The organism is Pseudomonas triticifolii (assembly GCF_014358015.1).
In the GTDB taxonomy this organism is placed as follows: Bacteria; Pseudomonadota; Gammaproteobacteria; order Pseudomonadales; family Pseudomonadaceae; genus Aquipseudomonas; species Aquipseudomonas triticifolii.
Window position 1 is genome coordinate 1 of the sequence record NZ_JACONV010000035.1, and the last position, 25861, is coordinate 25861.

Genomic DNA, 25861 nt, shown 5'->3' on the forward strand with positions numbered 1-25861 from the left:
GGCGGAAACATTGTGAGGCGGCGCACGGGCCCCACGCTGTGCGGGGGCACGGTCAATGGTTAATCCACCTTCTCGAACTTCAAATCCCAGACCCCATGACCCAGACGTTCGCCACGGCGTTCGAACTTGGTGATCGGGCGCTCTGCCGGACGAGGTACGTACTGATTGTCTTCGGCCTGATTGCGGAAACCCGGCGCGACGCTCATCACTTCCAGCATGTACTCGGCGTAAGGGCCCCAGTCAGTGGCCATGTGGAACACGCCACCCGTCTTCAGCTTGCTGCGTACCAAGGCGGCGAACTCGGGCTGCACGATGCGGCGCTTGTGGTGACGGCTCTTGTGCCACGGATCCGGGAAAAACAGCATCAGACGATCCAGGCTGTTATCCGCGATGCAGCGGTTCAGCACTTCGATGGCGTCGCAGTCATACACCCGCACGTTGGTCAGGCCCTGAGTCAGCACGCCGTTGAGCAGTGCACCTACACCGGGGTAATGCACCTCGACGCCGATGAAATCCTGCTCGGGCGCAGCCGCGGCCATTTCAAGCAGCGAATGGCCCATGCCGAAACCGATTTCCAGCGTGCGCGGCGCAGCGCGACCAAACACCTGATCGAAATCGACCGGCGCGTCTGTCAACGACAGGCCAAACTTCGGGCGACCCTGATCCAGGCCGCGCTGCTGGCCTTCGGTCATGCGGCCGGCTCGCATCACGAAACTCTTGATGCGGCGGTGCTGGCGCTCTTCGCCCTCTTCGGTAGCAGGCGACTCTGGGTGCGGAACGTGCGTATCAGTCATCAACGGGCTCTTACTTGATCAGGCCATCCAGCGGCGAAGATGCGCTGGCATAGAGTTTTCGTGGCATGCGTCCGGCGAGGTACGCCAGACGACCGGCAATTACAGCGTGCTTCATGGCTTCGGCCATCATGATCGGCTGCTGGGCGTGGGCGATGGCGGAGTTCATCAACACAGCCTCGCAACCCAGTTCCATCGCAATGGTGGCATCGGACGCTGTGCCGACACCGGCATCGACCAGCACCGGCACTTTGGTTTCTTCCAGGATGATCTGCAGGTTGTACGGATTGCAGATCCCAAGACCGCTGCCGATCAGGCCAGCCAGCGGCATAATCGCGATGCAGCCAATCTCGGCCAGCTGGCGAGCGATGATTGGGTCATCGCTGGTGTAAACCATCACATCGAAACCGTCCTTGACCAGCACTTCGGCGGCCTTGAGGGTTTCGATCACGTTGGGGAACAGGGTTTTCTGGTCGGCCAGCACTTCCAGCTTGACCAGATTGCGGCCGTCGAGCAGTTCGCGGGACAGGCGGCAGGTACGCACCGCCTCGACAGCGTCAAAGCAGCCCGCCGTGTTCGGCAGAATGGTGTAGCGATCCGGCGGCAGCACGTCCAGCAGGTTCGGCTCACCCGGGTTCTGGCCCAGATTCGTACGACGTACGGCAACGGTGACAATCTCGGCGCCCGAGGCTTCGATGGCCAGACGAGTCTGCTCCATGTCCACGTATTTGCCGGTGCCTACCAGCAGGCGCGACTCAAAGGTCCGACCGGCCAGAACGAAGGGCTTGTCGCTGCGAACATTGCTCATCGGGAATCCTCTTTAACTTGCAGATTAGGGGGCGTCGCCGTTCGGGCTGCGAACTAGCCGCCGCCGATGGCGTGAACCACTTCGACCTGATCACCTTCGGACAGGGCGGTGGTCTCGTGCTGGCTGCGCGGCACGATATCCAGATTCAATTCCACTGCAACGCGACGTCCGGCAAGCTCCAGACGGGTCAGCAGCGCCGCGACGGTTGCGCCATCGGGCAATTCAAAGGACTCACCGTTCAACTGAATGTGCATGCGGGAGCAGCCATCATTTTAGGGGGCCAGCATTCTAGCCCGATCAGCCGGTATGACCAAATCAAAGCCACACCATTCGTCTCAAGCAGCGTCGGTGATTCTCGTAGCGATCAGGGCGCAGAACCCAGTCGCCATGCCGCCAGCCCAAGGGTCGCCCAGCCAAACAGAAACGCCAGACCGCCGAACGGGGTGATAATGCCCAGCTTGCTGATGCCAGTCAGCGTCAGCGCGTACAGGCTGCCGGAGAACAGCAGAATGCCGATGGCAAACGAAACGCCAGCCCAGGTGACCAGTCGTCCCGGAAGCTGTGCGGCGAGCACCGCCACACCAAGCAGCGCCAACGCATGAACGAGCTGGTACAGCACGCCCGTCTGGAAGATGGTCAGGTACTCGGCAGTCAGGCGCCCTTTCAGGCCATGAGCGGCAAAGGCACCGAGCGCTACGCCGGTGAATCCGAAGAAAGCGGCCAGCATTAAAAAGCTACGAAGCATCAGGAACTCCAGTGAAAAATCGTCCAAAGGCGCACGGTCTGTATAATGGCCCGCTCAACGGGTTCGGCCAAGCCATCTCTATGCTGCAGTCTCTCTTTCGTCGCCTAATCAAAGCCCTGCTGTGGTTCGCTGCCGGCAGTGTCATCCTGGTTCTGATCTTTCGCTGGATACCACCGCCAGGCACCGCACTGATGGTGGAGCGCAAGATCGAGTCCTGGTTTGACGGTCAGCCTATCGACCTGCAGCGTGACTGGCAGCCGTGGGACAAGATTTCCGACAACCTGAAAATCGCCGTCATCGCTGGCGAAGACCAGAAATTCGCCGAGCATTGGGGCTTCGACGTCGACGCCATCCAGGCGGCCATCCTGCATAACGAACGCGGCGGCTCGATCCGCGGCGCCAGCACCCTGAGCCAGCAAGTCTCGAAAAACCTGTTCCTGTGGTCCGGTCGCAGCTACCTGCGCAAAGGCCTGGAAGCCTGGTTCACCACACTGATCGAACTGCTGTGGTCCAAGGAGCGCATCCTTGAGGTCTACCTCAACAGCGTCGAATGGGACGAAGGCGTGTTTGGCGCACAGGCCGCTGCGCAGCATCACTTTCGCGTCAACGCGAGTGCCCTGACGGTCCAGCAGGCCAGCTACCTCGCCGCCGTCTTGCCCAATCCCCGGGAATGGAGCGCCAGCCACCCCAGCAGCTACGTCTCCCGCCGCGCCGGCTGGATCCGCCAGCAGATGCGGCAATTGGGTGGGGATGGGTATCTGGCGAATTTGAACAGCAGCCGTCGGTGGTGATGGCTCGTGATTCGAACTACTTCTACCAGCTGACATGCAACATTGACGACTACTAACAAAAACGCCCCGATCAGATCGGGGCGTTTTGCATTGCCGTTTCGCGTTACGCCGCTATCGACGTCTTGAGCTTGCTCATCGCGCTCGGCGGAGCCGTTGTCCTTTTGCGCCGGGTGATGAACCGAAAAATATTAAAGAACGAAACCAACCCTCCATTACGTATGATTACTTACCTATTCTTGTGGTATCCATCTCCTTTTTTCTCGATACCTTGTTTAGATATCCAGAGTATTTAATCTGACAGGCATTATAGAAAACCGGGAAAAGCATTCTTGAGCAAAAGAAGATTTCTAACAAAGTTGGAAATGTACAATAAACGCGGAAAACATCTAGATTAACTCAACCCTGAAACAGGTAAAAAGATCAAAGATTCCGATACTAAAAGGAGTATCGAAGTATAAAACATCTACTTGAAGCATTCGATAGGAAAAACGAGTATCTTGCTTTCAAAAAAGAAATCCCAGCTGGCAATGACGAACAGCTCAAGAGCATCATGGGCTGGACATCCGAGCAGTGGGGCGATGAAGGCTACAACCTAGAGGTCTCTCAGTTGGAAGCAATCGTCAAGATCATCGGTGATGAGCCCCATGATCCGAATTACTTTTACCAACTGACGTGCAACGCTGACGACCTCTAAAACCAAAATGCTCCGATCTGATCGGCGTGTGTTGTAGTGTTGGGTAATTACGCAGCCACCTAAGCTTTATGCAGGTACACCGATCTTCTTCAGCTGACGAATACGTCCGACGGAGAGTCGCCTCCGCCCCCAAGATCGTGCATTGTGGAATATTACATAACGAGAAACAGGAGCACAGACTAAAGAGGACTACTCCTAACACGAGGATCGAACCATGAAATACTTACTTGAAGCATTCGATAAAAAAACCGATTTCCTCGCTTTTGAAAAAGAAATCCCTCCCGGCAATGACGAGCGGCTCAAAAGCATCATGGGCTGGACATCAGAGCAACTGGGCTATGAAGGCTACAATCTTGACGCCGCTCAACTGCAAGCAATCGTCAAACTCATCGGTGACGAGCCCCATGATCCGAACTTCTTCTACCAGCTGACATGCAACATTGACGACTACTAACAAAAACGCCCCGATCAGATCGGGGCGTTTTGCATTGCCGTTTCGCGTTACGCCGCTATCGACGTCTTGAGCTTGTTCATAGCACTCTTTTCGAGCTGACGAATACGCTCGGCGGAGACGTTGTACTTCTGCGCCAGGTCGTGCAGCGTGGCTTTTTCTTCTGCCAGCCAGCGCTGGTAGAGGATGTCACGGCTGCGCTCGTCCAGCACGTCCAGCGCCTGATGCAGATTGGCGGTGGAGTTATCGGTCCAGTCGGAATCTTCCAACTGACGAGCCGGATCGTAACGGTGGTCTTCGAGGTAGTTGGCTGGCGACTGGAATGCGCTGTCGTCGTCAGCTTCGGCTGCCGGGTCGAAGGCCATGTCGTGGCCGGTCAGGCGGCTTTCCATCTCGCGCACTTCACGTGGCTCGACGCCCAGGCTTTCAGCGACGCGATGCACTTCGTCGTTGTTCAGCCAGGCCAGACGCTTTTTCTGGCTGCGCAGGTTGAAGAACAGCTTGCGCTGCGCCTTGGTCGTGGCGACCTTGACGATGCGCCAGTTGCGCAGGATGAACTCGTGAATTTCAGCCTTGATCCAGTGCACGGCGAACGACACCAGACGCACACCCATTTCAGGGTTGAACCGCTTCACGGCCTTCATCAGACCGACGTTACCTTCCTGGATAAGGTCAGCCTGAGCCAGACCGTAGCCGGAATAACTGCGTGCGATGTGCACGACAAAACGCAGGTGGGCGAGAACCATCTGCCGAGCCGCCCCCAAATCCTGCTCATAGTAGAGACTCTCAGCCAGTTCACGCTCCTGCTCGGGCGTCAGCAATGGAATGCTGTTCACCGTATGCACATAGGCCTCAAGGTTCGCACCCGGGACCAAGGCATAAGCAGGTTGCAAAGAAGTGGTCATACGAAAAAACCTCCAGCGCACATAAAAGTGCAGTTCAGCACTGCCAGATTGACTTGGAACCGCGAGACAAGTTCCTTGATTTCAAGAAGCCAACTGGTGAAACAAAATTTAGCTTTACCGGGGCGCCAGCTCACGCAGGTGGCGAGCGACCGCAATCCAAGCACCGATATACCCTAACAATACCGCTCCAAGCAAGAGCGAAAAACCGTCGCCCACCGGCACGCCCGTCAATGCAAAATCGCTTCCGTAAAGACCGGCCAAGCCTACAACCGCACCGTTGAGCCAGTTCAAGCCATACGCCAGCACGCCCCAGGACAGGATCCCTGCCCCGAAACCGTACAGCGCGCCCATATAAAGGAAGGGCCTGCGCACATAGCTGTCGGTACCGCCCACCAGCTTGATGACTTCAATCTCGATGCGGCGGTTCTCGATGTGCAGACGTATCGTGTTACCAATTACCAACAGCAAAGCCGAGACCAGCAGAACCGTCAAGCCGAAAACGAACCGGTCGCCCAGTTTGAGAATGGCGGCCAATCGCTCGACCCAAACCAGATCAAGCTGTGCCTGCTGCACCTTGGGTAGCTCGGCAAGGCGGGTGCGCAAGGCTTCCAGCGCAGGCTTGTCGACCTGATCAGGCGTCACCAGGACCACACCGGGGAGCGGGTTTTCCGGCAACTCCTTGAGCGCCTCGCCCAACCCTGACTGCCGCTGAAACTCGCCCAGCGCCTGTTCACTGCTGATGTATTCGGCATCCGCCACACCGGGCATGGCCTTGATTTCATCGCGCATGCGGGTGCCATCAGCGGTGCTGGCATCCAGGTTCAGGTAGATCGAAATCTGCGCCGCACGCTGCCAGGAGCCGCCCAGACGCTCGACGTTGCTCAACAGCAATGAAAGGCCCATCGGCAGACTCAAGGCGATGGCCATGACCAGGCAGGTAAAGAAGCTGCCGATCGGCTGTTTACCCAGACGACGCAGGCTATCGACAAGGCTGGAGCGATGACTCTCGATCCAGGCCGACAGCAAGGCGCTGAAGTCCGGGCCGTCATCGTCGTGGTCATTACGCTTTTTTTTCTGTTTCTGCGGCGCTGGATCAGCAGCTTTGGGCGCTACGCGCTCCGAAACCTTTGGACTGCGTGTAGCACTCATACCCCGGCCTCCCCGTCGCCGATCAAACGACCGCGTTGCAGGGTCAGCATGCGATGGCGCATGCGGGCGATCAGTGCCAGGTCGTGACTGGCAATCAGCACGCTGGTGCCCAGTCGGTTGATGTCTTCGAACACACCCATGATTTCCGCTGCCAATCGTGGATCGAGGTTACCGGTCGGCTCATCCGCCAGCAGCAAGGCCGGGCGGTGGACGATGGCGCGGGCGATACCGACGCGTTGCTGTTGCCCGGTCGAAAGATCGCCGGGATACAGATCGGCCTTGTCGGATAGCGCCACACGATCCAGCGCAGAATCGACACGCTTGGCAATTTCAGGCTTGGACAGCCCGAGAATCTGTAACGGCAGTGCGATGTTGTTGAACACCGTGCGATCAAACAACAATTGGTGATTCTGGAACACAACGCCGATCTGACGACGCAGGAACGGGATCTGCGCGTTGCTGATCTGCCCGAGATCCTGGCCCGCCAGCATCAGTTTGCCGGTTGTCGGGCGCTCCATGGCCAGCAACAGGCGCAGCAGCGTGCTCTTGCCCGCACCGGAATGGCCGGTGACGAACAGAAACTCGCCGCGACGTACTCGAAAGCTCAGTTCATGCAACCCGACATGTCCGTTCGGGTAGCGTTTACCGACCTGCTCGAAACGAATCATGTACGCTCCCGCTCCGCAAACAGAGCCTGAACAAAGGGTTCGGCTTCGAAGGTGCGCAGGTCATCGATGCCTTCACCCACGCCGATGTAACGAATGGGCAGGCCGAATTGCTTGGCCAGCGCGAAAATGACGCCGCCCTTGGCCGTGCCATCCAGTTTGGTGAGCGCAAGGCCGGTCAGCGTGACCGTCTGGTTGAACTGCTTGGCCTGGTTGATCGCGTTCTGACCGGTGCCTGCATCAAGCACCAGCAGCACTTCGTGCGGCGCGTCTGCGTCCAGCTTGCCGATCACGCGGCGCACCTTTTTCAGCTCTTCCATCAGGTTGTCTTTGGTGTGCAGGCGACCAGCGGTGTCGGCGATCAATACGTCGATGCCACGCGCCTTGGCGGCCTGAACAGCGTCGAAGATAACCGAAGCGGAGTCTGCGCCGGTGTGCTGGGCGATGACCGGAATCTTGTTGCGCTCACCCCAGACCTGCAACTGCTCGACGGCCGCGGCGCGGAAGGTGTCGCCTGCGGCCAGCATGACTTTCTTGCCTTCAAGCTGCAGCTTCTTGGCCAGTTTGCCAATGGTCGTGGTCTTGCCTGCGCCGTTGACGCCCACGACCAGAATCACGAAGGGCTTGTGCTCGGCCTTGATCACCAGCGGCTGTTCAACCGGCTTGAGCATGGCGGCCAGCTCGCCTTGCAGCGAGGTGTAGAGCGCCTGAGCGTCGGTCAACTGTTTGCGGGCCACCTTCTGGGTCAGGCTCTGGATGATCACCGACGTGGCTTCGACGCCAACATCGGCGGTCAGCAGGCGGGTCTCGATTTCTTCGAGCAGGTCATCGTCAATGGCTTTCTTGCCCAGAAACAGGCTGGCCATGCCCTCACCAATACTGGCGCTGGTTTTCGACAGGCCTTGCTTGAGGCGGGCAAAGAAGCCGACCTTGCTGGTTTCAGGCTCTGGAACCGGTGCAGCGACAGGCGCGAGTTCTTGAACGGGCTCGGCAGCCTGCGCAACCACCGGCTGCACAATCGGTGCAGGGATAACGGGTTCGGCAATCGGCTCTGCGACAGCTGCAGGTGCAGGTGCAGGTGCAGGTTCGAGCAGGACCGGCTCAGGAATGCTGACCGGCACACTCTCGGCAACAGGAGCAGGAGCAGGAGCAGGAGCAGACCGAGGCTCGGGCGCAGGTACCGCTGCATATTGAGGTGCCGACGATACGTGATGCTGCTCTGGGATCGGTGGCGTGACGTGGGGTTCAAGCTCGTCGATCAGCGCTACCGGCTCTTCGGCAACCGGCAATGTCAGCCAGGGCTGAGGCGACGGCTCGCCCGGTTCCAGATGCGGCTGCGGCTCGGCAGCCGGGAAAACGGATTGAGGGGCAATCAGAGGCTCAACCTGCGGCGTCGCTTCGACGACGGGTTCAGGCTGTGCAGCGGTTGACTCTTGCGGCGCGGGTTCGGCTTCCTGTGGCTTTTTACGCAGCCATCCGAACAGGCCTTTCTTCTCTCCAGCGGCAGCTGGGGTCTTCTTGTCGTCGTTAGAACCAAACATGGAGGACGGCTATCTCAAGGTTGCGGGACGCCAGAGCGCGATCCGGAAAATTCTGACAGTAAAAACAGACTGCATTTAGGACTGCATGTTCACTTTGCAGCCCTCTGTTGGGATATGGTTCAGCTTCGTTTTAAACAGGTTCACTCGCATTTGACAGGTGAAAGCTGTTTCTCACGAAACACACCATTATCCTAACATCCTCGCGCCTGCCGACGCTAAGTTCAGGCAGTCGCACCAGATCAGGTTCAAATTCACGGATGAATACCTTAACCCGCAATGATGCGGCACTCCCGCTCAGCACACACGATGTACCGTTGACGGCATCGACCATCGATCCGCAACCCACTCACGAATTCACCCTCGACAACGGCCTCAAGGTCATTGTTCGCGAAGACCACCGTGCTCCGGTGGTGATTTCCCAGCTCTGGTACAGGATCGGCTCCAGCTACGAGATGCCGGGGCAGACCGGTCTGTCACACGCCCTTGAACACATGATGTTCAAAGGCAGCAGCAAGACCGGCCCCGGCGAGTCTTCGCTGATCCTGCGAAACCTGGGTGCCGAAGAGACCGCGTACACCAGTGATGACGGCACCGTCTACCAACAGAGACTGGCTCGTGATCTTCTGAAGGTAGCGCTGGAGCTGGAAGCAGATCGCATGACGACTCTGACGTTGCCCGCCGACGAGTTCAGCCACGAAATCGAAGTGATCAAGGAAGAGCGGCGCATGAGCAGCGACAAGGCGGCTGAGCTCTTCAATGCTCTAGCCTTCCCATCCAGTGGTTACCACAATCCGACCATCGGCTGGATGGCCGACCTTGAGCGCATGACGATCGAGGAACTGCGCCGCTGGTACGAAGCCTGGTACGCGCCGAACAATGCCACACTGGTGGTCGTCGGTGACGTACAGCCGGACGAAGTCAAAGCACTGGCAGAACGATTCTTCGGCGCCATTCCACGCCGCGACCTGCCACCGTCGAAAACACCGTCGGAGCTTGCAGAACCGGGCGAGCGCAAAATTACCCTGCACGTCAACACCCAACTGCCCGGACTGATCTACGGCTTCAACGTTCCAGGCATGGGCACGGCTGAAGACATGCGCTCGGTCAATGCACTGCATCTTATCGCAGCCTTGCTGGACGGCGGTTACAGCGCACGTATTGCAACGCAACTCAAACGTGGCGAAGAGCTGGTGTCTGGAGCCTCCTCAAGTTACAACGCGTTCACGCGCGGCGACAGCCTGTTCATGATCAAGGCTACCCCCAATACCCAGAAGAAAAAAACCCTGGCGGATGTCGAAGCGGGCCTCTGGCGCCTGCTGGAGGACCTGAAGACCACGCTGCCTTCTGCTGAAGAACTTGAACGCGTTCGAGCGAAGGTCATTGCAAACATGGTTTACGAGCGTGACCTGATCGAGAGCCAGGCCACCATGATCGGAACACTGGAAACCATTGGCCTGCCCTGGAAGTTGATGGACGGCGAGCTGGAAGCCCTCCAGAGCGTGACGCCGAAGGACATCCAGAATGCCGCCAACCTATATTTCACCCGCGAGCGCCTCAGCATCGCCCATGTGCTGCCAGAGGAGAAAGCCCAATGAACACGCGCACCGATACACTTCGTACGATTTCTGGCCAGGTCATGACCGATACCTCCATTGCTCAGTCCGATCTGACGGATGAGGCAACCACACCACCTCTGGGCAGTAAACTGGAGACCCTCAAGGAACTGGATGGCAAGGCACCGGCTCGCCGTGCGCTGAACATCCAGACATGGAACACCGCCGAGGGCGCCAAGGTGTTGTTCGTCGAGGCACACGAACTGCCGATGCTGGACATATTTATGACCTTCGCTGCAGGCAGTAGCCAGGATGACAAGACTCCGGGCATCGCCAAACTGACCTGCCACATGCTCAAAGCAGGCATAAACGGCAAGGATGCCACCGCAATCGCACAGGGCTTCGAGGCGCTGGGAGCCCAACTTGAAACCGGGGTATATGAGGACAGAGCCACGGTTTGGCTGCGCAGCCTGAGTGCGGCACAAAAGCGTGAACCGGCCTTGAAACTTTTCTGCGAAGTCGTTGGCAAGCCGACCTTTCCGAGCGAAGCAATGACGCGCCTGAAGAACCAGTGGATTGCCAATATCCAGAGGGACAAGCTGAAGCGCGGCCCCATGGTCTGGAATGAACTGTACAAAAAAATCTACGGTGATCATCCCTATGCCCATCGAACCAATGGGGATGAAAAAAGCATCAACGCAATTAGCCAGGAACATTTGAAAGCATTCCACGCCAGGGGATATGCCGCGGGCAATGCCGTGATTGCGATGATTGGCGATCTTTCCAGGAAAGAGGCTCAGGTCATCGCAGCGCAGGTTTCAGCCTCGCTGCCAAAGGGGCCAAAACTTGCGAAAGCGGCCGATCCGGTCGACCCCAAGGCAAGCGCAACGCACATCGAGTTCCCGTCCAGCCAGACGCAAATGTTGCTGGGCCAGTTGGGCATCACGCGTAACGACCCCGATTACGCGGCACTGATGGCGGGCAATTCGATATTGGGCGGGAGTGGTTTTGGCGGCCGTCTGATGACTGAAGTGCGTGAAAAACGCGGCCTGACCTACAACGTGTGGTCCAGCTTCCAGACCCCCAAAGCGCCTGGCATTTTCCTGATCGAGTTGCTGACCCGCGCCGAGATGAGTGAAAACACCTTGAAGCTGGTTCAGGAGATTGTGCGTGACTTCCTCGACAATGGTCCGACCCAGAATGAGCTGGATAACGTCAAACGCAAAATAATCGGCAGCTTCCCGCTGGAAGTAGCGGGCAACGGCGCCATTGGTAGCCGATTGGCCGATATTGGTTTCTATGATCTGCCACTGTCCCATTTCGATGACTACATGGCAGCCATCCAGAGCCTGACGGTTCAGCAGGTCAAAACCGCGATGAGCAAACACCTGAGTGCTGACAAGATGATTGTCGTTACAGCAGGCCCGACCGTCCCGCAGAAAGCGCTGCCTGCGCCACTCGAAAAACCGACGTCTCAAGCGGCTGACGCCAAAGCGCACTAACAGCCATGGCGGTGTAAAACTGCCTTTCTGGCCTCGCATCTCCATCAGGTTGCCGACCTGAACCAGCAATCTGATGGAGAACCGCCACAGGCGTTTCTTACCCTCAGCCGTATTCGGAATTTTTCGGTCATCGCTGGAACCGGACAGAAAGGATGGCTATCTCAAGATTGCCGAGCGTCAAATGGACGATTCTGAAAGATTCTGACATGCAAAAAAGGCCGTGTTCCGGGCTGCTTCCTCACGGGGCAGCCCCTTCTACGGGTATCGTTCAGCTTCGTTTCAAAAAGGTTTCACTCGCATTTGGCCAGTGAAGGCTGTTTCTCATGCAAACGGACCAGTATCCTGACACCCCCGCGCCTGCCGACGCCAAGTTCACGCAGGCCGCCCTACAGGTTCAAACGACGAATGAATGTTCTAGCCCGCCGCGCTGCAGGCCTGCTGCTCAGCACAATCTGTTTGCCGCTGACAGCATTGGCCGCCGATCCGCAACCGACTCACGAATTCACCCTCGACAATGGCCTCAAGGTCATCGTCCGCGAAGACCACCGCGCGCCGGTGGTGGTTTCCCAGATCTGGTACAAGGTCGGCTCAAGCTACGAAACACCTGGCCAGACCGGCCTGTCTCACGCTCTCGAACATATGATGTTCAAGGGCAGCAGCAAGACCGGTCCGGGCGAGTCCTCGCTGATCCTGCGCGACCTGGGTGCTGAAGAGAACGCCTTCACCAGCGACGACTACACCGCCTACTACCAGGTGCTGGCCCGTGATCGCCTGAGTGTGGCGCTGGAGCTGGAAGCTGACCGCATGGCGACCCTGAAACTGCCAGCCGATGAGTTCAGCCGCGAAATCGAAGTTATCAAGGAAGAGCGCCGCATGCGCACTGATGACAAACCGATGGGCAAGGCGCTGGAACGTTTCAACGCCCTCGCCTATCCGGCCAGCGGCTATCACACGCCGACCATCGGCTGGATGGCAGACCTGGAACGCATGAAGGTCGAGGAACTTCGCCTCTGGTACGAGGCCTGGTACACGCCAAACAACGCCACGCTGGTGGTGGTCGGTGATGTGCAGCCGGATGAGGTCAAGGCGCTGGCAGAGCGTTTCTTCGGGGCCATCCCTCGCCGCGACGTGCCGCCGTCGAAGAAGCCGCTGGAGCTGGCTGAACCCGGCGAGCGCAAGATTACCCTGCATGTAAAAACCCAGTTGCCGAGCCTGCTTTACGGCTTCAACGTGCCCAGCGTAGCCACCGCTGAAGATCAGCGCTCGGTCAACGCCCTGCGCCTGATCGCAGCCTTGCTCGACGGTGGTTACAGCGCGCGCATTCCAGCGCGTCTGGAGCGCGGTGAAGAACTGGTGTCGGGAGCCTCTTCGCGCTACGACGCGTTCGCTCGAGGCGACAGCCTATTCCTGATCAGCGCCACGCCCAACACTCAGAAAAAGAAAACCCTGAACGATGTCGAGGCGGGTATCTGGCGTCTGCTGGACGATCTGAAGACCAAGGCACCGTCCGCTGAAGAACTGGAGCGCGTCCGGGCACAGGTTATTGCCGGTGTGGTCTACGAACGCGATTCGATCACCAGCCAGGCAACCATGATCGGCGAACTGGAAACCGTCGGGCTGTCCTGGAAGCTGATGGACGGTGAACTGGAAGCGCTGCAAAGCGTGACGCCGCAGGATATCCAGAAAGCCGCCAACACCTATTTCACTCGCGAGCGCCTCAGCATCGCGCACGTGCTGCCTGAGGAGAAAGCCAAATGATCAAGCGCAACGCTCCACGTCATGCGCTGCTTGGCCTGATCCTGGCCGGTACTTTTATCACCCAGCCGGTTTTTGCGGACGAACCTGCCGCGCAGCCGCTGGGCAGCAACCTGCAATCGCTCAAGGAACTGGATGGCAAGGCTCCGGCCCGCCGCGCGCTGAACATTCAGACCTGGAACACCGCCGAAGGCGCCAAAGTGCTGTTCGTCGAGTCTCGCGAACTGCCGATGATCGACATGCGCCTGATCTTCGCCGCAGGCAGCAGCCAGGACGGAAACAGCCCCGGCATTGCCCTGCTGACCAATGCGATGCTTAACGAAGGCGTCAAGGGCAAGGACGTGAGCGCCATCGCACAGGGTTTCGAGGGCTTGGGTGCAGAGTTTGAAAACGGCTCCTATCGCGACATGGCAGTAGCCTCGTTGCGCACCCTGAGCGCCGCGGACAAGCGTGAACCGGCGTTGAAGCTGTTCAGTGAAGTGGTCGGCAAACCGACGTTCCCGACCGACTCGCTGACGCGCATCAAGAACCAGTTGATCGCCAGCTTCGAGTATCAGAAGCAGAACCCTGGTGCCATCGGCAGCAAAGAGCTGTTCAAGAAGCTGTACGGCAATCACCCCTACGCTCACCCGAGCGACGGCGATGCCAAAAGCATCAACGCCATCACCCTGGCTCAGCTCAAGGCATTTCACGCCAAAGGCTATGCCGCGGGCAATGCGGTGATCGCACTGGTGGGCGATCTGTCGAAGGAGGAGGCTCAGGCCGTCGCGGCGCAGGTTTCGGCCTCGCTGCCAAAAGGTCCGGCGCTGGCAAAGGTGGCCGATCCCGTCGAGCCCAAGGCAGGCACGACGCACATCGAGTTCGCGTCCAATCAGACACTGCTGATGCTGGCACAACTGGGCATCACGCGTAACGATCCAGACTACGCGGCATTGACCGTTGGCAACTCGGTACTGGGTGGTGGCGGTTTCGGCAGTCGCCTGATGACCGAAGTGCGCGAAAAGCGCGGTCTGACCTATGGCGTGTCGTCCGGCTTCACCGCCATGCAGGCGGCCGGACCTTTCATGATCAACCTCCAGACCCGCGCCGAGATGAATGAAAACACCCTGAAGCTGGTGCAGGGCATCGTTCAGGACTTCCTCGCCAACGGCCCGACCCAGAAGGAACTCGACGACGTGAAGCGCGAACTGACCGGCAGCTTCCCGCTGACCGCCGCCAGCAACTCCGCCATCGTGGCCCAGTTGGGTGCTATTGGTTTCTACGACCTGCCGCTGACTTACCTCGAAGACTACATGACTGCCGCACAGAGCGTGACGGTCGAACAGGTCAAAGCCGCGATGAGCAAGCACTTGAGCGCTGACAAGATGGTCATCGTGACCGTCGGCCCGACCGTGCCGCAAAAAGAGCTGCCTGCACCGACCGACAAACCCACTCGCCAACCTGCAGGGGTCCCGGAACACTGATGGCCAATCCACGTCCGAAGGGCCATAACGGCCTGGGTCAGCTTCGTATCATTGGTGGCGAATGGGGCAGTCGCAAACTGACCTTCCCCGACGCCCCCGGTCTGCGCCCGACACCTGATCGTGTGCGCGAAACCCTGTTCAACTGGCTGGCGCCCCATATCGCGGGGGCCAGGGTGCTGGACGTATTCACCGGCAGTGGTGCGCTGTATTTCGAAGCGCTGTCCCGCGGTGCCAGCATGGGCCTGGCGCTGGACAGCAACGCAACGGCCATTGCCAGCCTGCGCCAGAACCTGACCGCGCTGAACTGCACCACCGGCCAGGTTTCCCACACCGACGCGCTGCGTCACCTGGAAACCGCCGTGGCCTCGCCGTTCGACGTGGTTTTCCTGGACCCGCCTTTCCATCAGGGTCTGCTGGCGTCCGCCTGCAATCTGCTGGAAACCCGTGGCTGGCTTGCTGACCAGGCCTGGATCTACACCGAAAGCGAAACGCCTCCCTCGACGACCGGCCTGCCAGGCGCCTGGCGGCTGCATCGCGAGAAAAAAGCCGGACAGGTGTATTACGCGCTTTGGCAGCGGGGATAGGGTTTAGGCAACCGTTGTAACAGCTATAGGTTATCCAGCCATGGGAGGCGGCTTGCCGGCGATACGATTCTTGATGCGACACCTCATCGCTGGACTGATGCCATCGCCGGCAAGCCGCACCCCACGGTCCGATGTTTGCTGCCAGACTTTGCCAATGACGATGGTCGTGCAGCCAAGCGAACCGTCAGCATGAGCCACCACTCGAGCAACCCCCTCTTACATCCTGCCCCGCTTAGTGGCAACGTACGATCTGTCAGCCATTGAATTCATCGACGAGCAAGGCCGTGCCTACCAGCCCCACTTCTCTGTTCCACGTCACACCGTTCGTACCAGCCTCCGGGCTGGGCAATCCGCATCTGCAAACACTGTGGGGGCCGCTGTGGCGCAAGCGGACGTTGCTGGCGCGCACGCGTGAACGGATGTGGCTGCAGGACGGGGATTTTCTCGACATGGACTGGCATGGGCCGCATCAGCTCGACGCGCCGCTCGTCCTGGTGCTGCATGGCCTGACGGGCTCTTCGAACTCGCCTTATGTGGCCGGCCTGCAGAAAGCGCTCGCAACGCAGGGTTGGGCAAGTGTGGCGTTGAACTGGCGCGGCTGCTCCGGCGAGCCGAATCTGCTGTCGCGCAGTTACCATTCCGGCGCAAGCGAAGACCTGGCCGAAGTCATCGCGCACCTCAGGTCACTACGCCCTCTGGCGCCACTCTACGCCGTGGGCTATTCGCTGGGTGGCAATGTGCTGCTCAAGTACCTGGGTGAATCCGGCGTGAACAGTGAGTTGCTCGGCGCAGTAGCGGTCTCGGTACCGTTTCGGCTGGATGAGTGCGCCAACCGGATCGGACAAGGGTTCTCCAAGGTCTATCAGCGGCACTTCATGCGCGAGATGCTGGCGTACATCCGCGACAAGCAGAACCGCTTCCAGAACGAGGGTTTGAGCGAAGGCCTGGCGGAACTGGCAGCGTTGGGCTCCCTGGAAAACATGCGCACCTTCTGGGACTTCGATGGCCGGGTGACAGCGCCACTGCACGGCTTTACCGATGCGCAGGATTATTACCGCAAAGCCTCAAGCCGCTATTACCTGGGCCAGATTCAGACGCCAACGTTGATCATCCAGTCAGCGGACGACCCATTCGTCTTCCCGCACAGCCTGCCCGAGCCTGAAGAGCTGTCACCCTGCACGGAGTTCGAACTGCAAGCCAAAGGAGGACATGTCGGGTTCGTCGAGGGCTCGCTGCGTAATCCGGGCTATTACCTGGAGCGACGCATTCCACTGTGGCTAAGCATCGCCCACGAACGGGATAACCCTTACCTCAGCTGACGCAGAATCAACCTGCGCCTGTAGCGATTTCACGCGTCGGATCGGTGATCCACTCGCTCCACGAACCGGCATACAGCGTCCCCAGTGGATAACCGGCCAGGCACAGCGCAAACAGGTTGTGGCAGGCCGTTACGCCCGAACCGCAGTATGAAACCAGACTCTGCGCAGGCCGCCCTTGAAGCTTCTCGGCAAAGTGCTGTTTGAGCTGCCCGGGTGCCAGAAAACGTCCGTCCGCACCCAGGTTCTCATTGAACGCGGCGCACTGCGCACCGGGAATATGCCCGGCAACCGGGTCGATGGGCTCCACTTCTCCCCGAAAACGGGCTTCGGCGCGGGCGTCGATCAGGGTCATTTCCGGGCGGCCCAGACGACCGTGCAAACGACTGGCACTGAGCACCAGCGACATGTCCGGCTCACCTGTGAAATCGCCCGTTTCGCCGCCCGGCGCATCCAGGCTCAGCGGCAGACCTGCCGCATGCCAGGCTTTGAGACCACCGTCGAGCATATAAACGCCCTCGCGCTTGCCCAGCCAGACCAGTAGCCACCAGGCGCGAGCGGCAAACATGCCCGGGCCGTCGTCATACAGCACGATGTCGCTGTCATTGCGAATGCCCCACGCCTGAAAACGCTGCAACAGCGCTTCCGGGTCCGGCAGTGGATGACGGCCGGTCTTGCCTTTGGTGACCGCACCACTCAGGTCGCGATTCAAGTCGGCATAGTGGGCACCTTCAATGTGCCCCTGCGCATAACTGCGCGGCCCGTAATCAGGGTCTTCCAGAGCAAACCTGCAATCGAGGATCACCAGCCCCGGCGCTTGCTGACGTGAAGCCAGCTGTTCAGGACCAATCAGTTGCGCGATGGACATGAGACACTCCTGTGGCAGAAACCAGACGGCTCAGCAGTAGGTTGAGGGTTACGTCAGCACCTCGTGCAGCGGTGCGTGAAACGCTTCACACAAGGCGTCGAACGCTTCTCGGGCCTTGGGAGCAATAAAGCCTGATTCAATCATCAGCACTTGATAGACACCACGCCGAATGGCCGCTTCGCCCAATTGCCCGGTATTTTCACGCGCGGTGCACAGAAAACGCACCCACGACGTCAGGACGATCCAGGTATTGATACTGGTCCATTCAATCTGCGACTCATCCATTTGCAGAATGCCCGCTTCAATGAATTTCCGGTAGATCGCCATCGCCTGCGTCAGACAGCGCTGGGAGAACACCCGATAGCGCGCGGCCAGTTCCGGGTCGCTGCTCAGCAGATGCTCAAGGTCGCGATGCAGGAAGCGGTAGCGCCACATCCCATCGAGGATGGCCATGAAGAAATCGCGCTTGTCATCAATGGTCGGCAAGCGGCCCGCCGTCGGGACCAGAAAGCTTTTCACCAGGGCTTCGTACTCACCGAACAACTCGGCGATGATCGCTTGCTTGTTGGGGAAGTGGTAGTAAAGGTTGCCGGGCGAGATTTCCATGTGCGCGGCAATATGATTGGTCGTGACGCTGCGCTCGCCCTGCTGGTTGAACAACTCCAGACTGACTTGCACGATGCGTTCACGGGTTTTGGTACGTGGTGCCATGCTTGCGTGAACCGCTCGAATACTGATGAGATGCTGGCGATAGTAGCGCAAGGGCATACATTGCGAACACGCAGGCGGTCTGATTACACGAGCCGGACTGCCCGGAAATTGACTTTTTAGAGCATTAGCTCTACATACAATAGATGACCCATGCACCGAGACAGCACCATGCTTGCCGAACACGATGCCCATCACGCCGATCAGGCACTTCAAGCCATGGCATCAGCCTTTACCGCACAGCGAGCGGCCTTTTCAGCCAACCCCATGCCGCCTGCAGAGCAACGCCTGCAGTGGCTCAAGCAGTTGGGCAAATTGCTGAGTGAGCACAGGCAGGCATTGATCGACGCCATCCATCAGGATTTCGGCCATCGTAGCGCTGATGAGACGCTCCTGGCAGAACTGCTACCAAGCCTGCTGGGCATTCGCGATGCGCGCAAACACCTCAAGCGCTGGATGAAACCCTCCCCTCGACGCGTCGGTCTGGCGTTCCAGCCCGCGTCGGCAAAGGTCGTCTATCAACCGCTGGGCGTGATCGGCGTGATCGTGCCGTGGAATTACCCGCTGTTCCTGGCAATCGGTCCGCTGATCGGCGCCATGGCGGCGGGCAATCGGGTCATGCTCAAGCTCAGCGAGTCGACGCCCGCCACGGGGGCGCTGCTCAAGCGGTTGTTCGCCAAGGCCTTCCCGGAAGATTTGATCGCTGTCGTGCTGGGCGAAGCGGACGTTGGCATGGCGTTCTCGCGCCTGCCGTTCGACCACCTGCTGTTCACTGGTGCCACTAGCATCGGCAGGCATGTGATGCGTGCTGCAGCCGAAAACCTGACCCCGGTGACACTGGAGCTGGGTGGCAAGTCGCCCGCTATCGTGTCCCATGACGTGCCTCTTGAGCACGCTGCCGAGCGTATCGCCTTCGGCAAGACGCTGAACGCCGGCCAGACCTGCATCGCGCCCGACTATGTGTTGGTGCCAGAGGATCGTCTGGCCGGGTTCGTCGAGGCCTATCGACAGGCTGTCAAACGCTTCTATCCCACGCTGGCCGACAATCCGGACTACACCGCGATCATCAATCAGCGCCAGTTCGACCGCCTGATGCGTTATCAGGAAGATGCTGCCCGCAAAGGCGCGACCATTGTCTCGCTATATGAACGAGGCCAGGACAGGCGAATGCCATTCAGTGTCCTGCTTGACGTGCACGATGACATGCTGGTCATGCAGGACGAGATTTTCGGTCCGCTGTTACCCGTTGTCCCTTATAAACGAATCGAAGATGCCTACGCCTACATCAATCAACGCCCTCGCCCGCTGGCGCTGTACTACTTCGGCTACAACAAGGCCGAACAGCAACAGGTGCTGGAACGCACTCACTCCGGGGGCGTTTGTCTCAACGACACCTTGATGCACGCGGCTCAGGACGATTTGCCCTTTGGCGGCGTCGGCCCATCGGGAATGGGCCACTACCATGGGCGCGAGGGCTTCCTGACGTTCAGCCAGGCCAAGGCAGTGTTCACCAAGCAGCGCTTCAACGCCGCACGGCTGATTTATCCGCCCTACGGCCGTGCGATTCAACGCTGGGTTTATAAACTCTTTTTGCGCTGATCAAAAAGTACTGCACGCCTGTAAACAGGGCTTTTTGAGCCGAAGATGGCCGATTATCGGCGTAATACGACTTTTGAAGCCCGCTGCGTGGCTTGGCCCATCGGGTAGGCTGCGATACCATCCGAGTCCCACAACGGACTCCGACCAGGACGACGCGATGAACCGAGTGTTGTACCCAGGCACCTTCGACCCTATTACCAAGGGCCATGGAGATCTGGTCGAGCGCGCCTCGCGCCTGTTCGACCAAGTGGTCATTGCCGTTGCCGCCAGCCCCAAGAAAAACCCGCTGTTTCCCCTGGAACAGCGCGTTGAGCTGGCACGCGAGGTCACTAAACACTTGCCCAACGTCGAAGTCGTGGGCTTTTCCACGCTGCTGGCGCATTTCGCCAAGGAACAGGGCGCCAATGTGTTTCTGCGAGGTCTGCGCGCCGTTTCGGACTTCGAGTACGAGTTTCAACTGGCCAACATGAATCGCCAGCTGGCCCCGGACGTCGAAAGCCTGTTCCTCACACCGTCCGAGCGCTACTCGTTCATTTCCTCGACGTTGGTGCGTGAAATCGCGGCGTTGGGCGGTGATATCACCAAGTTTGTGCATCCTGCGGTCGCACAGGCGCTGACCGAGCGCTTCAAGCGATAGCACAACGCTGGAACGTGCAGGTGCAACCCGAGGACTAATGCGGCACAATTCGCCGCATTGGTTTCTATATGCCTCGGCGTCGGCCGCGGCAGGAGCATTTCATGTCCCTTATCATCACCGACGATTGCATCAACTGCGACGTCTGCGAACCCGAGTGCCCGAACGAGGCGATTTCACAAGGCGAGGAGATCTACGTGATCAATCCGAACCTGTGCACCGAATGCGTGGGCCACTACGACGAACCACAATGTCAGCAGGTCTGCCCTGTGGATTGCATCCCGCTGGATGAAAATCACGTCGAGAGCAAGGAACAACTGATGGACAAGTACCGGATCATCACCAGCAAGGTGGTCTAGTTCGCCGTCGTTATTCCTGCTTGCCGTAACCGTCACCCGTACACCCCAGACAACGCACGAAGGCCGACTTGCCAGGGTCGACCACCAGCGCCTTGGCGGTCGCTTTGAAATTGCCGCCCGCCGCCGCGAACGGAGCTGCGATGACGAACAGCCCTGTGCCGATCACGGTGGCAGCAATCAACAAGGGGCGCGCGATCAGCAGATCACCGACCATGGCGAACACGGGTGGATTCTGGATGGTGTAAACGGGATTGCCGCTGCCTGCGGGAATATCCGCTGCAATGGCGGGCACGGCCTGCAGGCCGAAGAGCAGCGCCAATGTGGCAGCAAGAATGCGAAACGGGCTCATAGCGTGGTCCTTCAGGCGTGGCGTTGAGGTTTTGCCCATCACTATAAACAGCGATGGGGGTTAAGCAAGGGGCCTTGATGTTTCAAGACCCGGCCCTGTTCTCAGCGCTGACACTTGGGGCAATACACACTTGCCCGTTGACCCAGCTTGATTTCACGCAATGTCGAGCCGCAGACCTTGCACGGCTGATCGGCACGTCCGTACACGAACAATTCCTGCTGAAAATAGCCCGGCTTGCCGTCCCCCCCGATGAAATCACGAAGCGTGGTGCCTCCCCGCTCGATGGCGTAAGCCAGAATCCGTTTGATCTCGATGGCGAGCTTGAGATAACGCGCCCGGGAAATACTTTTCGCCTCACGGCGCGGATCGATTCCAGCCGCAAACAGGGCTTCGGTCGCGTAGATATTGCCCACGCCAACCACCACCGCGTTGTCCATGATGAACGGCTTGACGGCAATCGACTTGCCCCGGGAACGCTCATAGAGACGTTCGCCATCGAACAGATCGGTGAGCGGCTCGGGACCCAGGCGAATCAGCAGTTCATGGGCATGCGGATCCAGGCTCCAGAGCATGGCACCGAAACGCCGCGGATCGGTGTAACGCAAAGCGAGACCCGACTCCAGTTCGATGTCCACGTGTTCATGCTTGAGCGCAGGCAGACCGGCTTCGACCAGACGCAAATTGCCTGACATGCCGAGGTGGCTGATCAAGGTGCCGACCTCGGCCTGAATCAGCAGGTATTTGGCGCGGCGATTGACCTGCACGATGCGTTGCCCGGAAAGGCGGACATCAAGGTCTTCGGGAATGGGCCAGCGCAACCGACTGTCGCGCACAATCACGCGACTGACGCGCTGCCCTTCCAGATGGGGCGCAATGCCGCGTCGGGTGGTTTCGACTTCAGGTAATTCAGGCATGGATAACTCGGTCGTGCGGAAAGGAACGGTGGGCGACGCGCAGAATCAGTGCGCGCCCAGCTCGCGAATGCTTTCCCTCAGGTATTCAAAGTCGTAACCGGACAGGCCAACATAGTCCAGCACCAGCCCGCCGATGCTTTCCCACTCGTGATCTTCTTCCTGATTGCCCAGCACGCGGTAGGACTGGCAGATGTGCTCGGCCATCTTCAGCGGGGCCAGCAGGTTCTTGAGTGTCGCATTGCGACTGGTATCGTCCTGGAATATCCCCAGGGCATTGTGGTGATTGGCGATGGCTTCAGTGACATGATCCGGCAAGCGCCACGACTTGGCCGTGTAATAACCGACCACCGCATGGTTGGTATCGAACGCTTCGTTCTCGGTGTCTACTACGCGGCAGTCGGGCCCGGTATTGGCGTAGGCGCTTTCAAGTACGCTCATGTAATGGGGAAAACGCTTGAGCATCAACGGAATGCCGCAATCGTGGAAAAGGCCAAGGGCGTAGGACTCGTCCACCGTTTGCGAGCCGATACGCTTGGCCAGCGTCAGGCTGGTCATCGCCACATCCTGAGCGGTATCCCAGAAACGGTTGAGCGTCACAATCGTTTCGTCAGTCATCTGGCCCTTGATCGACTGCGCGTTGATCAGGTTGATGACGGTGCGACTGCCCAACAGGTTCACCGCCTTCTGAATCGAAGCGATCTTGTTGGAGAGGCCGTAATGAGGCGAGTTAACGATTTTCAGCAGCGCCCCGGACAGGCCCGGATCCTGTGAAATCAGCCGCGCAATCACACCCAGATCAGGATCTGGCATGTACTGTTCCATCTGCAAATCCACCATGATCTGCGGCTGCGGGGGCACACTGATACCCTGCAACGCTTGCTGGATCTGTTCGGAAGTTAGCTCGGGTGACAGCTGTGATGGCATAGGTATTTACTCGAAGGCATAGCTGGATTCTGCCCCCTCATCGGGCAACGGTCCATCACCTTCTTCGCTCATTTTCTCGGAACTTTGCCTTGAACCCAGCTTCGGACTCTGTGTAACCGGCGTGAACAAGGCCCCACAAGGGCCATTGATACGCCACCCCTAAGCACGAGACTGGAGGACCCCATGTCCAACGCACTGAATGGCAAACGAATCGCAATTCTTGTAACCGATGGTTTCGAGCAAGTAGAACTGACCGGCCCCAAGCAAGCGCTGGAGCAAGCAGGCGCTACCGTGGAAATCCTTTCCAGCCAGGAAGGCAAAGTCAAAGGCTGGAACCATGACAAGCCAGCCGATGACTTTCAGGTAGACGACACGTTCAAAGCGGCCAACGCTGGCGATTACGATGGCATCGTCCTGCCAGGCGGGGTGCAGAATTCCGACACGATCCGCCTGGACAGCGACGCTCAAAAGATCGTCACCGAGGCCAGCACCTCGGGCAAACCGCTGGCCGTTATCTGCCACGGCGGCTGGTTGCTGATTTCCGCAGGCCTGGTCAAAGGCAAGACCATGACCAGCTTCAAGACCTTGAAAGATGATCTGGTCAACGCAGGTGCCCAGTGGGTCGACAAAGAAGTCGTGACCGACGGCAACCTGATCAGCAGCCGCCAGCCCGATGATATCCCGGCGTTCAACCGTACCCTGATCGACGCGCTGTCGGCGTAATCGGCCGGGTTAATTGTCGTCATCCCGGCGCGTAACCGGGATGACGCGCTATAATCCCGCTCTTTTTTCCGGAGCGACGTCATGTCCCTGCCTAGCTTGCGCCTCAAAGCCAACGCCGACCGTCGCCTGCGCGCCGGTCACTTGTGGGTCTACAGCAACGAAATTGATGTAGCCGCCAGCCCTCTTCACGGCTTCGCAGCAGGTGACCAGGCCATCCTCGAAGCCGCCGGCGGCAAACCGCTGGGCATCGTTGCCATGAGCCCCAATAACCTGATCTGCGCCCGCCTGCTGTCACGCGACATCAAGCTGCCACTGGACAAATCATTGCTGGTTCATCGCCTCAACGTAGCGCTGTCACTGCGTGATCGCCTGTTCGACAAGCCGTTCTATCGCCTGGTCTATGGCGATTCTGACCTGCTGCCAGGCCTTGTGGTCGATCGTTTTGGCGACATTCTGGTGGTACAGCTGGCTTCCGCTACCATGGAGCACCACAAAGAAGAGGTCATCGCGGCCTTGGTCCAGGTGCTCAAGCCAAGCGGCATCCTGTTCAAGAACGATTCCGCGGCTCGTGATGCAGAAGGCCTGAATCGTTATGTTGAAACCGTTTTCGGCCTGGTTCCCGAGTGGGTTGCGCTGGAAGAAAACGGCGTGCAGTTCGAAGCGCCGGTCATGGCAGGCCAGAAGACCGGCTGGTTCTACGACCACCGCATGAACCGTGCGCGTCTGGCGCCTTACGTCAAAGGCAAGCGCGTACTGGACCTGTACAGCTACATCGGCGGCTGGGGCATTCAGGCAGCCGCATTCGGTGCCAGCGACGTGACCTGCGTCGACGCCTCGTCCTTCGCCCTCGATGGCGTGGAGCGCAACGCAGCGCTGAACGGTTTTGCCGAAAAGCTGACCTGCATCGAAGGTGATGTGTTCGAAGCCCTTAAAGAGCTGAAGGCGGGCGAAGAGCGCTTCGACGTGATCGTTGCCGATCCGCCTGCGTTCATCAAGCGCAAGAAAGACATGAAAAACGGCGAAGGTGCCTACCGCCGTCTGAACGAACAGGCCATGCGACTGCTTGCCAAGGACGGTATTCTGGTCAGCGCCTCATGCTCGATGCACCTGCCTGAAGATGACCTGCAGAACATCCTGCTGACCAGCGCACGCCACCTGGACCGCAACATCCAGTTGCTGGAGCGTGGCGGTCAGGGCCCCGATCATCCGGTCCATCCGGCCATTGCCGAAACACGCTACATCAAGAGCATTACCTGCCGGTTGCTGCCTAACAGTTGATCGCGTGATCGGGCCAGCGCCGCGCTGGCCCGATGCACGACCTCCCCTGCAATCCCGCTTCGGCCTTGCGCTGCATTACCTGAACATATCTCGAAACACCCACATCCACAGGCGATAACTAAATATCGCTCTGCGCTTTTTCTCGCTGATAAATTGTCAGCGTCCTGTTAGCAAACACCGACAGACGTACGGTTCAGGACAACACTCAAAATGGACTTTGTTTAATTTAAATGGATTTAAATCATGACCGACCCTACCTATGTTGAATACATTCGCGATGGCCTGAAAAAGATGGCGGCCGACCAGCTGTCCAAAGGCCTGCTTTCCGAAGAGGGTGCCGACCTGATTCACCAGGTCGTCGACGCGCCAGAGGCCTCCGATGACGATGGCATCACCATCGGCCAGTTCCTCATGCCTCAGCACGGCGGCATCAACCTTTCACGCCTGTTCGTGATTCGCGGCCCGTCCGGCCAGCACATCCTTTATGTCCCCGAACAACCTGCGGCGCCCACCGATCGCATTTTTCACGAAAAATACGACTTTGTACGCACCGCGAACATACTGGTTCAGTTCCTGGGCAAACCCGGCGGACTGGAATACGTGCTCGACCTGGTGCGGGAAGATCAACGCCATCACGTCGCCGACTACTTCGAAGAAATCACTCGCCTGCCTTCTTCGTGGATACATGAGGCAATGATGTTCCAGCCTGTGAGCGGCGAAACGTATCTGCATCAGATCCAGGCCATCGTGAGGCGCTAATCGGTCACGCACGATACACCCGTGGCCGCCCGG

At 58.8% G+C, this 25861-nt stretch carries 28 protein-coding genes; 15 read left to right on the forward strand and 13 right to left on the reverse strand.

The genetic code is table 11. The annotated features are described in order from the left end of the window. Positions 1-59 precede the first annotated feature (59 nt). The 4 genes from trmB to H8S56_RS23790 form a co-directional block, all read right to left on the reverse strand. Entirely contained in the window at positions 60-707 is a 648-nt protein-coding gene (gene trmB / locus H8S56_RS23775) for a tRNA (guanosine(46)-N7)-methyltransferase TrmB (protein WP_214654215.1), read from the reverse strand. Between the two features lie 97 nt (positions 708-804). Further along, positions 805-1599: a thiazole synthase gene (locus H8S56_RS23780; protein WP_024686365.1), complete on the reverse strand. Its 795-nt coding sequence runs from the start codon at positions 1597-1599 to the stop codon at positions 805-807. Positions 1600-1652: 53 nt separating this feature from the next. Beyond that, a complete protein-coding gene (gene thiS / locus H8S56_RS23785; RefSeq protein WP_024686366.1) occupies positions 1653-1853 on the reverse strand; it encodes a sulfur carrier protein ThiS in 201 nt (66 codons plus the stop codon). 110 nt (positions 1854-1963) lie between these two features. After that, entirely contained in the window at positions 1964-2344 is a 381-nt protein-coding gene (locus H8S56_RS23790; protein ID WP_024686367.1) for a DUF423 domain-containing protein, read from the reverse strand. Between the two features lie 80 nt (positions 2345-2424). Here H8S56_RS23790 and mtgA point away from each other — a divergent pair, with 80 nt between their 5' ends. From mtgA to H8S56_RS23805, 3 genes are all read left to right on the forward strand, one after another. Further along, positions 2425-3135, forward strand: a complete 711-nt coding sequence (gene mtgA / locus H8S56_RS23795) for a monofunctional biosynthetic peptidoglycan transglycosylase (RefSeq protein WP_024695858.1) — start codon at positions 2425-2427, stop codon at positions 3133-3135. A gap of 454 nt (positions 3136-3589) precedes the next feature. Then, a complete protein-coding gene (locus H8S56_RS25115) occupies positions 3590-3829 on the forward strand; it encodes a DUF7683 domain-containing protein (protein ID WP_187519960.1) in 240 nt (79 codons plus the stop codon). Positions 3830-4043: 214 nt separating this feature from the next. Beyond that, positions 4044-4283, forward strand: a complete 240-nt coding sequence (locus tag H8S56_RS23805) for a DUF7683 domain-containing protein (RefSeq protein WP_024686370.1) — start codon at positions 4044-4046, stop codon at positions 4281-4283. Between the two features lie 47 nt (positions 4284-4330). Here H8S56_RS23805 and rpoH read toward each other — a convergent pair whose 3' ends face one another. The 4 genes from rpoH to ftsY form a co-directional block, all read right to left on the reverse strand. Then, positions 4331-5185, reverse strand: coding sequence for an RNA polymerase sigma factor RpoH (gene rpoH, locus H8S56_RS23810; protein WP_024689060.1), 855 nt, complete (start codon positions 5183-5185; stop codon positions 4331-4333). 114 nt (positions 5186-5299) lie between these two features. Beyond that, positions 5300-6334 (reverse strand): permease-like cell division protein FtsX, encoded by a 1035-nt coding sequence (ftsX, locus tag H8S56_RS23815; protein ID WP_187519951.1) that lies wholly within the window; start codon positions 6332-6334, stop codon positions 5300-5302. Further along, complete coding sequence (ftsE, locus tag H8S56_RS23820; RefSeq protein ID WP_004884405.1) at positions 6331-7002, reverse strand: cell division ATP-binding protein FtsE; 672 nt, start codon at positions 7000-7002, stop codon at positions 6331-6333. Before ftsE ends, ftsX begins: the two co-directional genes overlap by 4 nt. Further along, positions 6999-8540: a signal recognition particle-docking protein FtsY gene (gene ftsY, locus H8S56_RS23825; protein WP_187519952.1), complete on the reverse strand. Its 1542-nt coding sequence runs from the start codon at positions 8538-8540 to the stop codon at positions 6999-7001. Before ftsY ends, ftsE begins: the two co-directional genes overlap by 4 nt. A gap of 257 nt (positions 8541-8797) precedes the next feature. On the opposite strand from ftsY, the gene H8S56_RS23830 reads away from it, so the two are divergent. From H8S56_RS23830 to H8S56_RS23855, 6 genes are all read left to right on the forward strand, one after another. Continuing rightward, the gene (locus tag H8S56_RS23830; protein WP_187519953.1) at positions 8798-10135 is read left to right on the forward strand and encodes a M16 family metallopeptidase; all 1338 of its coding nucleotides are present in this window, start codon (positions 8798-8800) and stop codon (positions 10133-10135) included. Then, complete coding sequence (locus H8S56_RS23835) at positions 10132-11595, forward strand: M16 family metallopeptidase (RefSeq protein WP_187519954.1); 1464 nt, start codon at positions 10132-10134, stop codon at positions 11593-11595. The genes H8S56_RS23830 and H8S56_RS23835 overlap by 4 nt, the downstream gene beginning before the upstream one ends. 405 nt (positions 11596-12000) lie before the next feature. Then, on the forward strand, positions 12001-13353 hold the full coding sequence (locus H8S56_RS23840) for a M16 family metallopeptidase (RefSeq protein WP_187519955.1): 1353 nt from the start codon (positions 12001-12003) through the stop codon (positions 13351-13353). Beyond that, a complete protein-coding gene (locus tag H8S56_RS23845) occupies positions 13350-14813 on the forward strand; it encodes a M16 family metallopeptidase (protein ID WP_187519956.1) in 1464 nt (487 codons plus the stop codon). The genes H8S56_RS23840 and H8S56_RS23845 overlap by 4 nt, the downstream gene beginning before the upstream one ends. Then, positions 14813-15397: a 16S rRNA (guanine(966)-N(2))-methyltransferase RsmD gene (gene rsmD / locus H8S56_RS23850; RefSeq protein WP_024689053.1), complete on the forward strand. Its 585-nt coding sequence runs from the start codon at positions 14813-14815 to the stop codon at positions 15395-15397. The genes H8S56_RS23845 and rsmD overlap by 1 nt, the downstream gene beginning before the upstream one ends. A 284-nt stretch (positions 15398-15681) precedes the next feature. Next, positions 15682-16716 (forward strand): hydrolase, encoded by a 1035-nt coding sequence (locus tag H8S56_RS23855; protein ID WP_032622509.1) that lies wholly within the window; start codon positions 15682-15684, stop codon positions 16714-16716. A gap of 7 nt (positions 16717-16723) precedes the next feature. Here H8S56_RS23855 and H8S56_RS23860 read toward each other — a convergent pair whose 3' ends face one another. Then, a complete protein-coding gene (locus tag H8S56_RS23860; RefSeq protein ID WP_187519957.1) occupies positions 16724-17581 on the reverse strand; it encodes a sulfurtransferase in 858 nt (285 codons plus the stop codon). Between the two features lie 48 nt (positions 17582-17629). Beyond that, positions 17630-18292: a TetR/AcrR family transcriptional regulator gene (locus H8S56_RS23865; protein ID WP_024696195.1), complete on the reverse strand. Its 663-nt coding sequence runs from the start codon at positions 18290-18292 to the stop codon at positions 17630-17632. Positions 18293-18460: 168 nt separating this feature from the next. Between H8S56_RS23865 and H8S56_RS23870 the strand changes: the two genes are divergently transcribed. From H8S56_RS23870 to H8S56_RS23880, 3 genes are all read left to right on the forward strand, one after another. After that, the gene (locus H8S56_RS23870; RefSeq protein WP_187519961.1) at positions 18461-19888 is read left to right on the forward strand and encodes a coniferyl aldehyde dehydrogenase; all 1428 of its coding nucleotides are present in this window, start codon (positions 18461-18463) and stop codon (positions 19886-19888) included. A gap of 157 nt (positions 19889-20045) precedes the next feature. After that, on the forward strand, positions 20046-20525 hold the full coding sequence (gene coaD / locus H8S56_RS23875; protein ID WP_024684715.1) for a pantetheine-phosphate adenylyltransferase: 480 nt from the start codon (positions 20046-20048) through the stop codon (positions 20523-20525). A gap of 101 nt (positions 20526-20626) precedes the next feature. Beyond that, on the forward strand, positions 20627-20881 hold the full coding sequence (locus tag H8S56_RS23880; RefSeq protein WP_004884423.1) for a YfhL family 4Fe-4S dicluster ferredoxin: 255 nt from the start codon (positions 20627-20629) through the stop codon (positions 20879-20881). A 10-nt stretch (positions 20882-20891) separates the two neighbouring features. Here the strand turns inward: H8S56_RS23880 and H8S56_RS23885 are convergent, their stop codons facing one another. The 3 genes from H8S56_RS23885 to H8S56_RS23895 form a co-directional block, all read right to left on the reverse strand. Next, on the reverse strand, positions 20892-21230 hold the full coding sequence (locus H8S56_RS23885) for a hypothetical protein (protein WP_024684716.1): 339 nt from the start codon (positions 21228-21230) through the stop codon (positions 20892-20894). A gap of 101 nt (positions 21231-21331) precedes the next feature. After that, on the reverse strand, positions 21332-22144 hold the full coding sequence (mutM, locus tag H8S56_RS23890; RefSeq protein WP_024684717.1) for a bifunctional DNA-formamidopyrimidine glycosylase/DNA-(apurinic or apyrimidinic site) lyase: 813 nt from the start codon (positions 22142-22144) through the stop codon (positions 21332-21334). A gap of 45 nt (positions 22145-22189) precedes the next feature. Then, positions 22190-23002, reverse strand: a complete 813-nt coding sequence (locus H8S56_RS23895; RefSeq protein ID WP_187519962.1) for an HDOD domain-containing protein — start codon at positions 23000-23002, stop codon at positions 22190-22192. A 249-nt stretch (positions 23003-23251) separates the two neighbouring features. Between H8S56_RS23895 and H8S56_RS23900 the strand changes: the two genes are divergently transcribed. The 3 genes from H8S56_RS23900 (at position 23252) to H8S56_RS23910 (ending at position 25828) form a co-directional block, all read left to right on the forward strand. Further along, on the forward strand, positions 23252-23791 hold the full coding sequence (locus H8S56_RS23900; RefSeq protein WP_024684719.1) for a type 1 glutamine amidotransferase domain-containing protein: 540 nt from the start codon (positions 23252-23254) through the stop codon (positions 23789-23791). A gap of 81 nt (positions 23792-23872) precedes the next feature. After that, positions 23873-25069 (forward strand): class I SAM-dependent rRNA methyltransferase, encoded by a 1197-nt coding sequence (locus H8S56_RS23905; RefSeq protein ID WP_187519958.1) that lies wholly within the window; start codon positions 23873-23875, stop codon positions 25067-25069. Between the two features lie 243 nt (positions 25070-25312). After that, positions 25313-25828, forward strand: coding sequence for a dermonecrotic toxin domain-containing protein (locus H8S56_RS23910; RefSeq protein ID WP_187519959.1), 516 nt, complete (start codon positions 25313-25315; stop codon positions 25826-25828). The last annotated feature ends 33 nt before the right edge of the window (positions 25829-25861 follow it).

What these genes read in the sequence shown, in the direction of transcription:
- H8S56_RS23880 (WP_004884423.1), top strand. Translation starts at nt 20,627, where the DNA reads ATGTCCCTTATCATCACCGACGATTGCATCAACTGCGACGTCTGCGAA.
- H8S56_RS23840 (WP_187519955.1), top strand. Translation starts at nt 12,001, where the DNA reads ATGAATGTTCTAGCCCGCCGCGCTGCAGGCCTGCTGCTCAGCACAATC.
- mutM (WP_024684717.1), bottom strand. Translation starts at nt 22,144, where the DNA reads ATGCCTGAATTACCTGAAGTCGAAACCACCCGACGCGGCATTGCGCCC.
- thiS (WP_024686366.1), bottom strand. Translation starts at nt 1,853, where the DNA reads ATGCACATTCAGTTGAACGGTGAGTCCTTTGAATTGCCCGATGGCGCA.
- ftsX (WP_187519951.1), bottom strand. Translation starts at nt 6,334, where the DNA reads ATGAGTGCTACACGCAGTCCAAAGGTTTCGGAGCGCGTAGCGCCCAAA.
- H8S56_RS23780 (WP_024686365.1), bottom strand. Translation starts at nt 1,599, where the DNA reads ATGAGCAATGTTCGCAGCGACAAGCCCTTCGTTCTGGCCGGTCGGACC.
- H8S56_RS23845 (WP_187519956.1), top strand. Translation starts at nt 13,350, where the DNA reads ATGATCAAGCGCAACGCTCCACGTCATGCGCTGCTTGGCCTGATCCTG.
- H8S56_RS23885 (WP_024684716.1), bottom strand. Translation starts at nt 21,230, where the DNA reads ATGAGCCCGTTTCGCATTCTTGCTGCCACATTGGCGCTGCTCTTCGGC.
- H8S56_RS23910 (WP_187519959.1), top strand. Translation starts at nt 25,313, where the DNA reads ATGACCGACCCTACCTATGTTGAATACATTCGCGATGGCCTGAAAAAG.
- coaD (WP_024684715.1), top strand. Translation starts at nt 20,046, where the DNA reads ATGAACCGAGTGTTGTACCCAGGCACCTTCGACCCTATTACCAAGGGC.
- H8S56_RS23830 (WP_187519953.1), top strand. Translation starts at nt 8,798, where the DNA reads ATGAATACCTTAACCCGCAATGATGCGGCACTCCCGCTCAGCACACAC.
- trmB (WP_214654215.1), bottom strand. Translation starts at nt 707, where the DNA reads ATGCGAGCCGGCCGCATGACCGAAGGCCAGCAGCGCGGCCTGGATCAG.
- H8S56_RS23905 (WP_187519958.1), top strand. Translation starts at nt 23,873, where the DNA reads ATGTCCCTGCCTAGCTTGCGCCTCAAAGCCAACGCCGACCGTCGCCTG.
- H8S56_RS23835 (WP_187519954.1), top strand. Translation starts at nt 10,132, where the DNA reads ATGAACACGCGCACCGATACACTTCGTACGATTTCTGGCCAGGTCATG.
- rsmD (WP_024689053.1), top strand. Translation starts at nt 14,813, where the DNA reads ATGGCCAATCCACGTCCGAAGGGCCATAACGGCCTGGGTCAGCTTCGT.
- H8S56_RS23900 (WP_024684719.1), top strand. Translation starts at nt 23,252, where the DNA reads ATGTCCAACGCACTGAATGGCAAACGAATCGCAATTCTTGTAACCGAT.
- ftsE (WP_004884405.1), bottom strand. Translation starts at nt 7,002, where the DNA reads ATGATTCGTTTCGAGCAGGTCGGTAAACGCTACCCGAACGGACATGTC.
- rpoH (WP_024689060.1), bottom strand. Translation starts at nt 5,185, where the DNA reads ATGACCACTTCTTTGCAACCTGCTTATGCCTTGGTCCCGGGTGCGAAC.
- mtgA (WP_024695858.1), top strand. Translation starts at nt 2,425, where the DNA reads ATGCTGCAGTCTCTCTTTCGTCGCCTAATCAAAGCCCTGCTGTGGTTC.
- H8S56_RS23870 (WP_187519961.1), top strand. Translation starts at nt 18,461, where the DNA reads ATGCTTGCCGAACACGATGCCCATCACGCCGATCAGGCACTTCAAGCC.
- H8S56_RS23790 (WP_024686367.1), bottom strand. Translation starts at nt 2,344, where the DNA reads ATGCTTCGTAGCTTTTTAATGCTGGCCGCTTTCTTCGGATTCACCGGC.
- ftsY (WP_187519952.1), bottom strand. Translation starts at nt 8,540, where the DNA reads ATGTTTGGTTCTAACGACGACAAGAAGACCCCAGCTGCCGCTGGAGAG.
- H8S56_RS23865 (WP_024696195.1), bottom strand. Translation starts at nt 18,292, where the DNA reads ATGGCACCACGTACCAAAACCCGTGAACGCATCGTGCAAGTCAGTCTG.
- H8S56_RS23805 (WP_024686370.1), top strand. Translation starts at nt 4,044, where the DNA reads ATGAAATACTTACTTGAAGCATTCGATAAAAAAACCGATTTCCTCGCT.
- H8S56_RS23860 (WP_187519957.1), bottom strand. Translation starts at nt 17,581, where the DNA reads ATGTCCATCGCGCAACTGATTGGTCCTGAACAGCTGGCTTCACGTCAG.